Source organism: Streptomyces luteolifulvus (genome assembly GCF_008806595.1).
Taxonomy (GTDB): Bacteria; Actinomycetota; Actinomycetes; order Streptomycetales; family Streptomycetaceae; genus Streptomyces; species Streptomyces luteolifulvus.
Window position 1 is genome coordinate 24,237 of record NZ_VZRB01000016.1, and the last position, 14,259, is coordinate 38,495.

9 protein-coding genes are annotated in these 14,259 nt (G+C 70.6%); 3 read left to right on the forward strand and 6 right to left on the reverse strand.

Annotation, left to right across the window (positions count from 1 at the left end; translation table 11 throughout):
- Positions 1-81 precede the first annotated feature (81 nt).
- A complete protein-coding gene (locus F7R91_RS22475) occupies positions 82-2,379 on the reverse strand; it encodes a lipopolysaccharide biosynthesis protein (RefSeq protein WP_150950900.1) in 2,298 nt (765 codons plus the stop codon).
- A complete protein-coding gene (locus F7R91_RS22480) occupies positions 2,372-3,595 on the reverse strand; it encodes a DegT/DnrJ/EryC1/StrS family aminotransferase (protein ID WP_150950901.1) in 1,224 nt (407 codons plus the stop codon). Before F7R91_RS22480 ends, F7R91_RS22475 begins: the two co-directional genes overlap by 8 nt.
- A 260-nt stretch (positions 3,596-3,855) precedes the next feature.
- On the opposite strand from F7R91_RS22480, the gene fahA reads away from it, so the two are divergent.
- Complete coding sequence (fahA, locus tag F7R91_RS22485) at positions 3,856-5,070, forward strand: fumarylacetoacetase (RefSeq protein ID WP_150950902.1); 1,215 nt, start codon at positions 3,856-3,858, stop codon at positions 5,068-5,070.
- Between the two features lie 110 nt (positions 5,071-5,180).
- Positions 5,181-6,119: a M56 family metallopeptidase gene (locus F7R91_RS22490; RefSeq protein WP_150950903.1), complete on the forward strand. Its 939-nt coding sequence runs from the start codon at positions 5,181-5,183 to the stop codon at positions 6,117-6,119.
- A gap of 91 nt (positions 6,120-6,210) precedes the next feature.
- Here F7R91_RS22490 and recQ read toward each other — a convergent pair whose 3' ends face one another.
- On the reverse strand, positions 6,211-8,235 hold the full coding sequence (gene recQ / locus F7R91_RS22495; protein WP_150950904.1) for a DNA helicase RecQ: 2,025 nt from the start codon (positions 8,233-8,235) through the stop codon (positions 6,211-6,213).
- 198 nt (positions 8,236-8,433) lie between these two features.
- On the opposite strand from recQ, the gene F7R91_RS22505 reads away from it, so the two are divergent.
- Positions 8,434-9,033, forward strand: coding sequence for a Uma2 family endonuclease (locus tag F7R91_RS22505; protein ID WP_150950906.1), 600 nt, complete (start codon positions 8,434-8,436; stop codon positions 9,031-9,033).
- Between the two features lie 79 nt (positions 9,034-9,112).
- On the opposite strand, the gene nuoN is transcribed toward F7R91_RS22505, so the two are convergent.
- The 3 genes from nuoN to nuoL are packed head-to-tail and all read right to left on the reverse strand — an operon-like array spanning position 9,113 to position 14,249.
- Complete coding sequence (gene nuoN / locus F7R91_RS22510) at positions 9,113-10,762, reverse strand: NADH-quinone oxidoreductase subunit NuoN (protein ID WP_150950907.1); 1,650 nt, start codon at positions 10,760-10,762, stop codon at positions 9,113-9,115.
- Positions 10,759-12,330, reverse strand: coding sequence for an NADH-quinone oxidoreductase subunit M (locus tag F7R91_RS22515; protein ID WP_150950908.1), 1,572 nt, complete (start codon positions 12,328-12,330; stop codon positions 10,759-10,761). The genes nuoN and F7R91_RS22515 overlap by 4 nt, the downstream gene beginning before the upstream one ends.
- Before the next feature lie 5 nt (positions 12,331-12,335).
- Positions 12,336-14,249, reverse strand: coding sequence for an NADH-quinone oxidoreductase subunit L (nuoL, locus tag F7R91_RS22520; RefSeq protein WP_150950909.1), 1,914 nt, complete (start codon positions 14,247-14,249; stop codon positions 12,336-12,338).
- Positions 14,250-14,259 lie beyond the last annotated feature (10 nt).

Here is a 14,259-nt window from a genome sequence, read left to right on the forward strand (position 1 = left end):
GGTGATTCCCCCCTGGCGGCTCGGCTCCGTTGGCGCGGCTCGGTCTTGTACTCGTTTCTTGTGCTCGGTTCTTGTGCCTGGTCAGTTCCTGGTTGTGTTATTCGGTCCGGTGGGGTGCGCGGGTTCCGTCGCCCGGGTGTCGCGGCGCAGCGACAGGAGCAGGGCGAGGACGACCAGCAGGACGAGGAGGACGAACAGGGGCAGGGCCAGCGGCGCGAGCTCCTGCCGCCACCCCCAGCCGCCGACCGCGGCGAGATACATGACCCCCCAGCACCCCGCCCACGGCAGCCGTCCGCCCGCACGCGCGAGCAGCGACCACAGCGGTACGAGGCACAGCATCAGCAGGACGGGCGGGGCCCAGCGCACCAGCGGACCGGGGCCGTCGAGGCCCAGTGCCCTCGCGAGGGAACCGGCCGTCTCCGCGTACCACGCCCCGCCGACCGGCCGCGGTTCCCGGCCCAGGGCCACCGGAGCGGCGTACAGCGCGAGCGTGAAGGCACCCAGCGCGCTGCCGGGCAGCCATACGTCGCCCGGGGAACACAGCGTCGCCGCTGCCACGTACACCAGCAGCATCAGTACCGCGGCGGCCGTGGCACCCAGCGGCAGCGCTTCCAGCAACTCCCGCCCGCCGAGAGCGGCCTGGGACGCGGCGGACAGCCACGGCAGTCCGCGTACGGCCGCGCAGAAGAGCAGGACGCAGGCGCCGAGCAGTGCCCACAGACCGAGCCGGAGGCGCCGCTCCCAGGCTGCGGTGGTAGTTCCGGGCCCCTCGTGCCGTACGCGCTCGTCGTCCGTGGCGGACGTGTCCGCTTCCGTGCCCTGTTCGGTGGTTGCCGCCTCTGGGTTCGGGCGGACTATCAGGGCCAGCGTGTCCGCCTCCAGTGCCTCGCGTTCGTACCCGAGGTGGCCGATGAACAGGGTGACCGTGTCCTCGGGGGGCTCCCCGTGTTCGTACGCCGCCCGGCGGGCCCAGCTCGTGCCGTACCCGGCGGTCTCGTTGAGCCGGGCCCAGCGGGTGCCGTAGGCGGGCGTGGCGGGAGCGCGGCCCAGGTCGGCGCGCATACGGTCACCGGTGCCGCGCAGCGCGGTCCGCAGACCGGGCACGCAGACGAGGGCCATCAGCGTCATGCTGCCGAGCACCGCCCACCCGGCGCCCGCGATACCGGCCGACGCGAACAGCGCCGCCGCGCTGCCCAGCACCAGCGTGCACATGGTGCCCTGGAGCAGGGCGAGCGCACCGGTGCGCCCCTGGACGCGCAGCACCCCGATGTACAGCTCCACGGCCACCCTCGGCAGCGCACCGGCGGCGAGCAGCCGCAGCACCGTCGATCCGTGCTCGGCGTAGTCCTCGTCGAAGGGGGCGAGGATCTGCGGCGCGAAGACCACCAGGACCAGGATCACCGGCACCAGCAGCAGGGCCATCCGGCGCAGCGCTCCGCGGACTCCGTCGGCGAGCCGGCGCGGGTCGTGCGAGGCATGGGCGGTGAGCGACGAGGCCATGTTGATGGCCATGAACTCCATCGTGCCGCCGACGGTGTACGCCACGTAGAAGAAGCCGTTCTCCGCGGCGCTGAAACGGACCGCGACCATCACCGGCAGCAGGTTGATCATCGCCAGGCTGAACAGGGCGCCGAGCGAGTCACCGGCCAGGAACCGTCCCATGTCGCGCAGTCGCGGCGGCTCCATGTGGCGGTCCGCCGCGGCCTGGCGCGGGATGAGTCTGCGGAAGATCAGCCAGCCCAGCGGCAGGGTGGAGAACGCGATCGCCACGGCCCAGGACACGAAGATGCCGAGAGCCGGCAGCGTGGTGGCGAAGACGATCAGAAGGCCCAGTTTCCCGGCTGAGAACACCGCGTTGCCGGCCGGAACCCACTCGGCCTTGCGCAGCCCGGTGAGAACCCCGTCCTGAAGGGTGAGCAGCGCCCAGGCCACACAGGCCGCGACGAACAGCACCCCCGCACCGGTCGTGCCGAGCGGCGCGTACGACGCCCCCCACAGGTCGAGCGTGAGCAGGAAGACGACGGCGGCCACGGCGACGACCACCGAACTGGCCGCGTAGGCACGCCACACCAGCGAGGCGGTCGTACGGCCGGCGAGCGGCACGAAGCGCACCACCGCGCCGATCATCGTGGTCGCCGTGATGCTGGCGAGCAGCCGCATCGCGGCGATGGCGGCGGAGCCCTGGCCGACCGCCTCCTCCGCGTAGTAGCGGGCCGCCACCAGCCAGAAGCCCAGGCCGAGCACGGCGGACACACCGGTGCTGAGCATCAGGAAGTAGGCGTTCTTGAACATCGAGTCGGATGCGGGAGGGCTCTTGGGCGTCGTCGGGCCGCCGTCGGCGCGGGCCGCGGCGGGCTCGTGCACCTGTGTCTCAGACACGGGACGAACCAAGTCCTCTCGGCACCTCCACCGGCCGCGCCCCCGACTCCTCCAGCACCTCGACGACCCGGGGAGCCCGCAGCGGATCCACGGGCAGGGCGTGCCGCGCGAACCAGCGGGCCCCCTCGGGCGCGGGCGACGGGTCGGTGAACTCCGCACCCGCGTAGTCGTCCAGGGGCGGGTCGTAGAGGTAGCCGACGAGGATGCCGCGGCGGGCCAGCGCGGCGATCGCGGCGTCCCGGTCCTCGACGAAGAGCGGTACACGGAACAGCGGTTGGACGGCGCCGCGCGGCTTCGCCCACCTCGTCGACAGGAGCAGCTCCGTGCCCGAGCGGCAGGCGGCCAGGGTCTCGTCCAGCCGGTCGAGCCTGCGGCCGATGCGGCCGAGCCGCAGCCGGCCGGACCGCAGACGGTAGTCGTGCAGGTCGACGCGCACCCACGAGTCGTACGCCCCGAGATCCGGGGCAAGGGCGCCTGCGCGGGCCAGTTCGTCCGGACGCAGCGGCATCCGGATCTCCTCGCGCTCCATCCGGCCCAGCAGCCGCATAGTGGCCCAGGCGGCGCGCCGCAGCCGCAGCCCGCGCACGGCCGCCTCCGCGCAGGGGCGGACGGCGTAGGCCAGTTCGGAGGTGGTCCGCACCGGAGCGAGCAGGTCACGGCCGGCCTTCTCCAGCGCCTCGCGCAGTCCGGGGTCGGCGACGGCCAGCATCCCGCCGGCCTTGGCCGCGGCATGCTTGGACAGGCTGAAGACGGAGGCGTCGCCCCAGGCGCCGACCGGACGCCCGCCCACCTCGCTGCCGATGGCGTGCGCCGCGTCCTCGAACAGCGGTATCCCCAACGCGTCGCAGCGGGTGCGCAGTCCGGGTGCCGGATCCGGATTGCCGTACAGGTTCGTGGTCAGTACGGCGGACAGCGAACCCCACACCTCGTCGGGCACGGCGTCGACGTCGATGGACGCGTCCAGCGGATTCAGCGGCGCCTGCACGGGCCGCAGGCCCGCCGCCAGGACGACGAAGAAGATGACGTCGTCGTTGACCGGCGACATCAGCACCCGGCCGCCGGGCGGGCACCAGTGGCGCAGCGCCAGATACAGGCCGAACCGGCACGACGGTACGTACACGCATTCCCGGCCGAGTCGCCCGCGCAGGCTCTCTTCCAGCCGCTTCGGCTGTGAGCCCCGGCGCGCCGACGTGCGGCCGGCCTCCCCAATGGCCATCCGCCCCCCTGATGTGCCATCGGAACACCCCCTCCCCGAGGTGTTCCGGCACCCGCCCAGAGTCTCCCTGTTCGCACCACTCCGTCAAGATTGCGGACCGGCCTGTGGACAACGTCCCGCACACAAGCGAAAGCGGAGCGCCACATGGGGCGGCCGCCTCAGGTGGCACTGCCCAGGAACGGGGTCCCGGACGTAACGTGTGCCGCGACCACCTGACAGATCAGGTGACCACGGAACGCACGAAAGTGAGGCAGCACCCCATGCCCCCCTTCGATGTCGCCGAGGGCGACCCTTTCGGCCCGCACAACCTTCCGTACGGCGTGTTTTCGCTCCCCGGCTCCACCGAGCGGAGGGTCGGCGTGCGGCTCGGCGACACCATCCTGGACGCGGGCGCGGCGGCCGCCGCGCTCGGCTCCCCGTACGTCTCCCTTCTCGCCCGCCCGACCCTGAACCCGCTGCTGGCCGCGGGCCGCACCGCCTGGTCGGACGTGCGGCGCGCGCTGACGGCGTGGGTCACGGTGCCGTCCCACCGGGAGACCATCGAGCCCCTGTTCCACCCGCTGTCGTCGGTGACCCTGCACCTGCCCTTCGAGGTCGCGGACTACGTCGACTTCTACGCCTCCGAGAACCACGCCCGGAACGTGGGCCAGATCTTCCGCCCGGACGCCGAGGACTCCCTGACCCCCAACTGGAAGCACCTGCCCATCGGTTACCACGGCCGCTCGGGCACGGTGGTGGTGTCGGGAACGGACGTCGTACGGCCGTCAGGGCAGCGCAAGGCCCCCTCCGACCCCGCGCCCGTCTTCGGCCCCTCCGTCCGCCTGGACATCGAGGCGGAGGTCGGCTTCGTGGTCGGCACGCCGTCGCAGCTGGGCAGCCCGGTGCCGCTCGCCGCCTTCCGCGACCATGTCTTCGGGCTCTGCCTGCTCAACGACTGGTCCGCGCGGGACGTCCAGGCCTGGGAGTACGTCCCCCTCGGCCCATTCCTCGGCAAGTCCTTCACCACCTCGGTGTCGGCGTGGATCACACCGCTGGACGCGCTGGAGGAGGCGCGCGTGGCCCCGCCGGAGCGCACACACGCGCTGCTGCCGTATCTCGACGACTCACAGGAGGAGCCCGCCGGTTACGACCTGCGGATCTCGGTCGCGATCAACGGTCACATCGTCTCCGAACCTCCCTTCTCCACGATGTACTGGACGGCCGCGCAGCAACTCGCCCACATGACCGTCAACGGCGCCTCCCTGCGCACCGGCGACCTGTACGGCTCCGGCACGGTGAGCGGTCCGACCCAGCGGGAGCGGGGTTCCCTGCTGGAACTGACCTGGAACGGCCGCGACCCGCTCGACCTCCCCGACGGCAAGCGCACGTTCCTGGAGGACGGGGACGTGGTGACGCTGACGGCCTGGGCACCGGGGCCGGACGGCGTCCGGGTCGGGCTCGGTGAGGTCACCGGGCGGATCGTGGCCGGGAGTTGAGACATGCCCCAGGGGGTGAGCATGGTTCGCCCCCCTGACTCCTGGCGTCCGCGCCGTCATACTTACGAGCCGTAGCCTCCCTTCTTCCGACCAGGATCCGGAGCCCGTGGATGACTGTCTGCCTGCTCCTGCTGAGTGCTGTCGCCGTGACGGCCGCCGTGCCGGTCCCACGTGCGCTGACCCGGGCCCGGTGGCCGCAGCGGGAACCGGTGGTCGCGCTGTGGGTGTGGCAGTGCCTGGTCGCCACGGTGCTGCTGTGCTGTCTGACGGCCCTGGTGCTGGGTGCGGCGGCGGTGTTCCACACCGTCCGCGACCATGTCTTCGCCCCGGCCCCGCCGTCCGTGACCGCGGCGTACGACCTGTCGGCCGCCCCGCCCTGGGCCATCGCCCTCACGCTGCTGCTGGCCGGCGGGGCCGCCTGGACGACGGCGATGCTCGCCCGGGAACTCGTCGAGGCGTTCCGGCGGCGCGGCCGGGCCCGGGCGCAGCTGCGTGAGCGTGCTCCCGACCTGCCGGCCGGACTGCCCGCCGCCCGCGGACCCCTGCTGGTCCTGGAGGACGAGTACCCGGACGCCTGGTGGATGCCGGGTCACCCGCCCCAACTGGTCGTCACGACCGGGGCGCTGCACCGCCTCACCGACCACCAGCTCGACGCCGTCCTCACCCATGAGCGCGGCCATGCGCGGGCCCGCCACGACTGGCTGCTGCATCTGTCCACCGCGCTGGCCACCGGCTTTCCCGGCATCCCGCTCTTCGCCCACTTCTGCGACCAGACCCACCGGCTGGTGGAACTGGCCGCCGACGACACCGCGTCCCGCCGCTGCGGCCATCTGACCACCGCGCTGGCCCTCATCGAACTCAACCAGCACCGAGGCGTTCTGTCCTGCGCGTCCAGCAACCGCCTCCTGGGCGAACGCGTCAACCGTCTCCTCCACCCCCCGCCCCGCCTGGACCGCCGACACCGGGCCCTGACGACAGCGGTGGCGGCGCTCGTGCCGTTGCTGCCCCTCCTGATCACGTTCGCACCGGGTCTGACGGCGCTGCCGTAGCCGGCGGCAGGCTGAAGCCGAGTGGGGGAGGGTTGAAGGGAAAGGTGGGCGCAGGCGGCACCCCGTCAGCGCCGGGCTGCTCAGCCCGTGTCTATATCCAGTCGTCCGGCTCCGGCTCCGGCTCCGGTTCCGGTTCCGTGTCCCGCTCGGGCCAGTCGTCCGGTTCCGGGCTCGCCCCGCCGGCCGGGCTCTGGCCGTCCGGCCCCGCCGGGCCCGACGCCGCCCCGGCCGGTGCGCCCAGCCCGGCGAGCACCGCGAGCACACCCTCCCCGTAGGTCGCCAGCTTCTTCTCGCCCACCCCGCTGATGCCGCCGAGCTGGGTCACCGAGGTGGGCCAGACCGTGGCGATCTCCCGCAGCGTGGCGTCGTGGAAGATGACGTACGCCGGGACGCCCTGTTCGCGGGCCTGCTCGGCACGCCAGGCGCGCAGGGCCTCGAAGGCGGGCTGAAGCTCCTCGGGCAGCTCGGCCGCCGCAGCCTTGGGTTTGCGCTCGCTCCGGCCCGAGCCTCCCGAAGCCGTCCGTGAGGTCTCCGGCTTCTTCGGCTCCTTGCGCAGGGGCACCTCCCGCTCGCGCCGCAGCACCGATCCGCTGGCCTCGGTCAGCACCAGCGTGCCGTACTCCCCCTCGACCGCCAGCAGACTCTGGGCCAGCAACTGCCGTACGACGCCACGCCATTCGCCCTCAGTGAGCTCCTCGCCGATGCCGAACACGGACAGCTGGTCGTGGTCGAACTGGATCACCTTGGCCGTGCGCCGCCCCAGCAGGATGTCCACGATCTGCACGGCACCGAACTTCTGACCGCGCTCGCGCTGGAGCCGCACCACCGTCGACAGCACCTTCTGGGCCGCCACCGTGCCGTCCCAGGTCTCGGGCGGGGTGAGGCAGGTGTCGCAGTTGCCGCAGCCGGCCGGATCGGGGTCCTGGCCGAAGTAGGCGAGGAGCTGTCCCCGGCGGCAGGTGGCCGTCTCGCACAGCGCGAGCATCGAGTCGAGGTGGGCGGCGGCCCGGCGCCGGAACGCCTCGTCGCCCTCGCTCGACTGGATCAGCTTGCGCTGCTGTATGACGTCGTTGAGGCCGTACGCCATCCAGGCCGTCGACGGCAGTCCGTCACGGCCGGCGCGGCCCGTCTCCTGGTAGTAGCCCTCGACCGACTTGGGCAGGTCGAGGTGGGCGACGAAGCGGACGTCCGGCTTGTCGATGCCCATGCCGAAGGCGATGGTCGCCACCACGACCAGGCCGTCCTCCCGCAGGAACCGGGACTGGTGGGCCGCTCGGGTGCCCGCGTCGAGGCCCGCGTGATACGGCACCGCCTCTACGCCGTTGCGCGACAGGAACTCCGCCGTCTTCTCCACGGAGTTGCGGGAGAGGCAGTACACGATGCCCGCGTCGCCCGCATGTTCCCCGCGCAGGAAGGACAGCAGCTGCTTCTTCGGGTCCGCCTTCGGCACGATCCGATACTGGATGTTGGGCCGGTCGAAGCTCGCCACGAAGTGCCGGGCCGTCGGCATGTTCAGCCGCTGGGTGAGCTCCTGGTGCGTCGCATGCGTGGCCGTCGCGGTGAGGGCGATCCGCGGGACGTCCGGCCAGCGCTCCCCGAGGAGGGAGAGGGCCAGATAGTCGGGGCGGAAATCGTGGCCCCACTGGGAGACACAGTGCGCCTCGTCGATTGCGAAGAGCGCGATCTTGCCGCGGGACAGGAGGTCCAGCGTGGAGTCCAGTCTGAGCCGCTCCGGCGCGAGATACAGCAGGTCCAGTTCGCCGGCCAGGAACTCGGCCTCGACCACCCGGCGCTCGTCGAAGTCCTGCGTGGAGTTCATGAATCCGGCGCGCACGCCGAGCGCCCGCAGCGCGTCCACCTGGTCCTGCATGAGCGCGATGAGCGGGGAGACGACGACTCCCGTGCCGGGTCTGACCAGCGCCGGGATCTGGTAGCACAGCGACTTGCCGCCACCGGTCGGCATGAGCACGACGGCGTCACCGCCCGCCACCACATGCTCGATGACCGCTTGCTGCTCACCGCGGAAGCCCTCGTACCCGAAGACCCGGTGCAGCGTGGCCAGCGCCTCGCTCTCCCTCACCCCTGGCATCTCCCTGATCCCGCCCGTCCCACCCATCACCGTGCCCCCGTACGTCGTCCCTCGACCACTGCCTCCACGATAGGGGCCCGCACCGACAGCGCCGGAGTTATCCACAAGCTGCCGATGCGACCTAGGTCAACGGCGCGACACTCGTTCACACGTACGTGGACGACCCGCCCGTTTCCGCCCGATAGTCTGAAAGCACCGGCGAGACTCCGTCCCATGGGAGCACTGATGAGCGTCGCACCGAAGGCGTCCACGCCCAGCTGGCCGACCCCGCCGGAGGGCGGCTGGACCGCCGACGACCTGGACCGCCTCCCGAATCTTCCTCCGCACACGGAATTGATCGACGGGAGCCTGGTCTTCGTGAGTCCGCAGACCTTCTTTCACGTACGCACTGCGAGCTTCCTCGAATGGCAGCTTCAGTCCGTAGCCCCTGCCGATCTTGAGGTCGTCCGCGAATTCACGATCGACATCGATCGCCAGAACAGGCCCGAGCCCGACGTGGTCGTAGTGCGCGCGGAGGAGGTGGACCCACAGCAGACCCGATTCCCGGCGGAGGCCGTCGTCCTCGCCATCGAGGTTGTCTCCGAGGACTCCCTCTCCCGGGACCGGGAGACCAAGCCCCTGAAGTACGCCAGGGCCGAGATCCCCCATTTCTGGCGGGTCGAGAACGAGAACGGCCGTGCCGCGGTACACGTCTTCGAACTGGAGCCCACCACCGGCACCTACACCAGCACCGGCATCTTCCGTGGGCGCATGAAACTGGACGTCCCGTTCACAGTGGACCTGGACCTGACGGCGATCAAGGCACGCCGGGTCAAAGACCAGTAGCCCGCCCCACCGCACCACAGCGGCCCGGCTCCCCCGAGAGAGCCGGGCCGCTGTGGCACCAGTAGAGGCGAGCGCCGCGTCAGCGCACGAACACCCCCGCCTGACTCGCCAGGTCCAGGAAGTACTGCGGTGCCACTCCGAGGACCAGTGTGACTGCCACGCCGACCCCGATCGCGGTCGTCGTCAAGGGCGACGGGACCGCGACCGTCGGGCCCTCGGGGCTCGGCTCGCTGAAGAACATCAGCACGATCACGCGGATGTAGAAGAACGCCGCGATGGCCGACGAGATCACACCGATCACGACCAGCGGAGCCGCTCCGCCCTCCGCCGCCGCCTTGAACACGGCGAACTTTCCGGCGAAACCGGAGGTCAGCGGAATGCCCGCAAAGGCCAGCAGGAACACCGCGAACACGGCCGCCACCAGCGGCGACCTGCGCCCCAGCCCGGCCCACTTGGACAGGTGGGTCGCCTCGCCGCCCGCGTCACGCACCAGCGTCACCACGGCGAAGGCGCCGATCGTCACGAACGAGTACGCGGCCAGATAGAAGAGGACGGACGACACTCCGTCCGGCGTGGTCGCGATGACACCGGCGAGGATGAAGCCCGCGTGCGCGATGGACGAGTACGCCAGCATCCGCTTGATGTCGGTCTGCGTGATCGCGACGATCGCACCGCCGAGCATGGTGACGACCGCGACGCCCCACATCACCGGCCGCCAGTCCCAGCGCAGCCCGGGCAGCACGACGTACAGGATCCGCAGCAGTGCGCCGAACGCGGCCACCTTGGTCGCCGCCGCCATGAACCCGGTCACCGGGGTCGGCGCGCCCTGGTAGACGTCCGGCGTCCACATGTGGAACGGCACGGCGCCCACCTTGAACAGCAGCCCCATGACGATCATCGCGGCGCCGATCAGCAGCAGCGCGTCGTTGCCCATGGTGTCCACCAGGGCCGGGTCGACGGTGGTGACCGTGCCGTCGACGACCTGCGCGATCTTCGCGTACGTCACGGAGCCCGCGTAACCGTACAGCAGCGCGATGCCGAAGAGCGTGAACGCGGAGGCGAACGCGCCGAGCAGGAAGTACTTGACCGCCGCCTCCTGCGACATGAGCCGCTTGCGGCGGGCCAGCGCGCACATCAGATACAGCGGCAGCGAGAAGACTTCCAGGGCCACGAAGAGCGTCAGCAGATCGTTGGCCGCGGGGAAGATCAGCATGCCCGCGACGGCGAAGAGCAGCAGCGGGAACACCTCGGTCGTGGTGAACCCGGCCTTCACCGCGGCCTTTTCACTGTCGCTGCCCGGCACGGAGGCGGCCTGCGCGGCGAACGAGTCGACCCGGTTGCCGTGCGCCGCCGGATCGAGCCGCCGCTCGGCGAAGGTGAACAGGCCGACCAGGCCCGCCAGCAGGATCGTGCCCTGCAGGAAGAGGGCCGGCCCGTCGACCGCGATCGCGCCCATCGCCGCGATGCGCGCCTTGGTCGTGCCGTACCCGTCCGCCGCGAGCGCGACGACCGCGGCGAAGGCGGCGGCGAGCGCGACGGCGGAAACGAACACCTGCGCGTAGTAACGGAACTTGCGCGGTACGAACGCCTCGACCAGCACCCCGACGATCGCCGCGCCGACGACGATCAGGGTGGGTGACATCTGTCCGTACTCGAACTTCGGCGCGTCGATCTTCGAGATCGGATCGGCCGCGGTTGTCCACAGGCTGTGGACGGCTACTGCGCTCACTTGGCCGCCTCCACCTCGGGCTGGGGGTCCTTCTTCTGTACGTCGGACATGGTCTGCTGGACCGCCGGGTTGACGATGTCCGTGACGGGCTTCGGATAGACGCCCAGGAAGATCAGCAGCACCACCAGCGGGGCCACGACCACGAGCTCCCGCGCCCGCAGGTCGGGCATCTTCGCGACCTCCGTCTTCACCGGGCCCGTCATCGTCCGCTGGTAGAGGACGAGGGTGTAGAGCGCGGCGAGGACGATGCCGAAGGTGGCGATGATGCCGATCGCCGGATAGCGCGCGAACGTGCCGACCAGGACCAGGAACTCACTCACGAAGGGCGCGAGGCCCGGCAGCGACAGGGTCGCGAGGCCGCCGATCAGGAAGGTGCCGGCGAGCACCGGGGCGACCTTCTGCACCCCGCCGTAGTCGGCGATGAGCCGGGAGCCGCGCCGGGAGATCAGGAAGCCGGCGACCAGCATCAGCGCGGCCGTCGAAATCCCGTGGTTGACCATGTACAGCGTCGCGCCCGACTGGCCCTGGCTGGTCATCGCGAAGATGCCCAGGATGATGAACCCGAAGTGCGAGATCGACGCGTACGCCACCAGCCGTTTGATGTCCCGCTGGCCGACGGCGAGCAGCGCCCCGTAGATGATGCTGATCAGCGCCAGGACGAGGATGACGGGCGTCGCCCACTTGCTCGCCTCCGGGAACAGCTGGAGGCAGAAGCGGAGCATCGCGAAGGTGCCCACCTTGTCCACGACCGCCGTGATCAGCACGGCGACCGGGGCGGTGGCCTCCCCCATGGCGTTGGGCAGCCAGGTGTGCAGCGGCCACAGCGGCGCCTTCACCGCGAAGGCGAAGAAGAAGCCGAGGAACAGCCAGCGTTCGGTGTCGGTCGCCATGTCCAGCGAGCCGTTCGCCCGGGCCTCGGCGATCTCCTGGAGGCTGAAGTTCCCGGCGACCACATAGAGCCCGATCACCGCGGCCAGCATGATCAGACCGCCGACCAGGTTGTAGAGGAGGAACTTCACGGCCGCGTACGACCGTTGCGTCGACGCCACCTCCTCGCCGTGCTCATGGGCTCGGTCCCCGAAGCCGCCGATGAGGAAGTACATCGGGATCAGCATGGCTTCGAAGAAGATGTAGAAGAGGAAGACGTCGGTGGCCTCGAAGGAGAGGATCACCATCGCCTCGACGGCCAGGATCAGGGCGAAGAAGCCCTGCGTGGGCCGCCAGCGCCTGCTGCCCGTCTCCATCGGGTCGGCGTCGTGCCAGCCCGCGAGGACGATGAACGGGATCAGCAGCGCCGTGAGCGCGACGAGCACGGCCCCGATGCCGTCCACGCCCAGCTCGTAGCGGACCCCGAAGTCCTTGATCCAGGCGTGGGATTCGGTGAGCTGGTAGCGGGCTCCGTCCGGGTCGAAGCGCACCAGGACGACGACCGCGAGGACCAGCGTGGCGAGCGAGACGAGCAGCGCCAGCCACTTGGCGGCGTCGCGCTTGGCGGCCGGTACGGCGGCCGTGGCGACGGCCCCGATCGCGGGGAGCACCGCCGTCGCTGTCAGCAGAGGAAAGGACATCGGTATCAGACCGCCCTCATCAGCAAGGTCGCGGCGATGAGGATCGCCGCACCGCCGAACATCGAGACCGCGTACGAACGCACGAAGCCGTTCTGCACCCTGCGCATCCGGCCGGAGAGGCCGCCGACCGAGGCCGCCGTGCCGTTGACGACGCCGTCGACCAGGGTGTGGTCGACGTACACCAGGGACCGTGTGAGGTGTTCGCCGCCGCGGACCAGGACGACGTGGTTGAAGTCGTCCTGGAGCAGATCGCGCCGGGCGGCCCGGGTGAGCATCGACCCGCGCGGGGCGACGACCGGGACCGGGCGGCGGCCGTACTGGCCGTAGGCGATGGCGACGCCGACGACCAGAACGACCATGGTGGCCAGGGTGACCGTCGTCGCGCTGAGCGGCGAATGGCCGTGGTCGTCCCCGGTGACGGGCTCCAGCCAGTTCAGGAAGCGGTCGCCGATGGTGAAGAAGGCGCCCGCGAAGACCGATCCGAAGGCCAGCACGATCATGGGGATCGTCATGGACCTCGGTGACTCGTGCGGGTGCGGCTCATGGCCGTCCGCGTCCGGCTGCCAGCGCTTCTCGCCGAAGAACGTCATCAGCATCACGCGCGTCATGTAGTACGCCGTGATGGCCGCGCCGAGCAGGGCCGCGCCGCCGAGGATCCAGCCCTCGGTGCCGCCCTTGGCGAACGCCGCCTCGATGATCTTGTCCTTGGAGAAGAAGCCCGACAGGCCCGGGAAGCCGATGATGGCGAGGTAGCCGAGGCCGAAGGTGACGAAGGTGATCGGCATGTACTTCCTGAGGCCGCCGTACCGGCGCATGTCGACCTCGTCGTTCATGCCGTGCATGACCGAACCGGCACCGAGGAACAGCCCGGCCTTGAAGAAGCCGTGCGTCACCAGGTGCATGATCGCCCAGACGTAGCCGATGGGGCCGAGGCCCGCGGCGAGCACCATGTAGCCGATCTGCGACATGGTCGAGCCGGCCAGTGCCTTCTTGATGTCGTCCTTCGCGCAACCGACGATCGCACCGAACAGGAGCGTGACGGCGCCGACGACCGTGACCACGAGTTGGGCATCGGGCGCCGCGTTGAAGATGGCGCCCGAGCGGACGATCAGGTACACGCCCGCGGTCACCATCGTCGCGGCGTGGATGAGGGCCGAGACCGGGGTCGGGCCCTCCATCGCGTCCCCGAGCCAGGACTGCAGCGGCACCTGGGCGGACTTGCCGCAGGCGGCGAGCAGCAGCAGCAGGGCGATGCCGGTCAGCGTGCCCTCGCTCGCGTCACCGGCGATCCCCGGTTCCTCCTGGGTGCCGAGCAGCGGGGCGAAGGCGAAGGTCCCGAAGGTCGTGAACATCAGCATGACGGCGATCGACAGGCCCATGTCGCCGACGCGGTTGACCAGGAAGGCCTTCTTCGCCGCGGTGGCCGCGCTGGGCTTGTGCTGCCAGAAGCCGATCAGCAGGTAGGACGCCAGGCCGACGCCTTCCCAGCCGACGTACAGCAGGAGGTAGTTGTCGGCGAGGACCAGCAGCAGCATCGCCGCGAGGAACAGGTTCAGATAGCCGAAGAAGCGGCGGCGCCGCTCGTCGTGCTCCATGTACCCGACCGAGTACAGGTGGATCAGCGAGCCGACGCCCGTGATCAGCAGCACGAAGGTCATCGACAGCTGGTCGAGCTGGAAGGCGACGTCCGCCTTGAAGCCCTCGACGGGGATCCAGGACCACAGATGCTGCGTCAGGGTGCGGTCGTCGGCGCTCCTGCCGAGCAGATCGGCGAAGAGGACGACGCCGATCACGAAGGAGACGGCGGCGAGGACCGTGCCGATCCAGTGGCCGACGGCGTCCAGTCTCCGGCCGCCGCACAGCAGGACCGCCGCTCCGAGCAGAGGCGCCGCAATCAGCAGCGCAATCAGGTTCTCCACGATTCAGCGA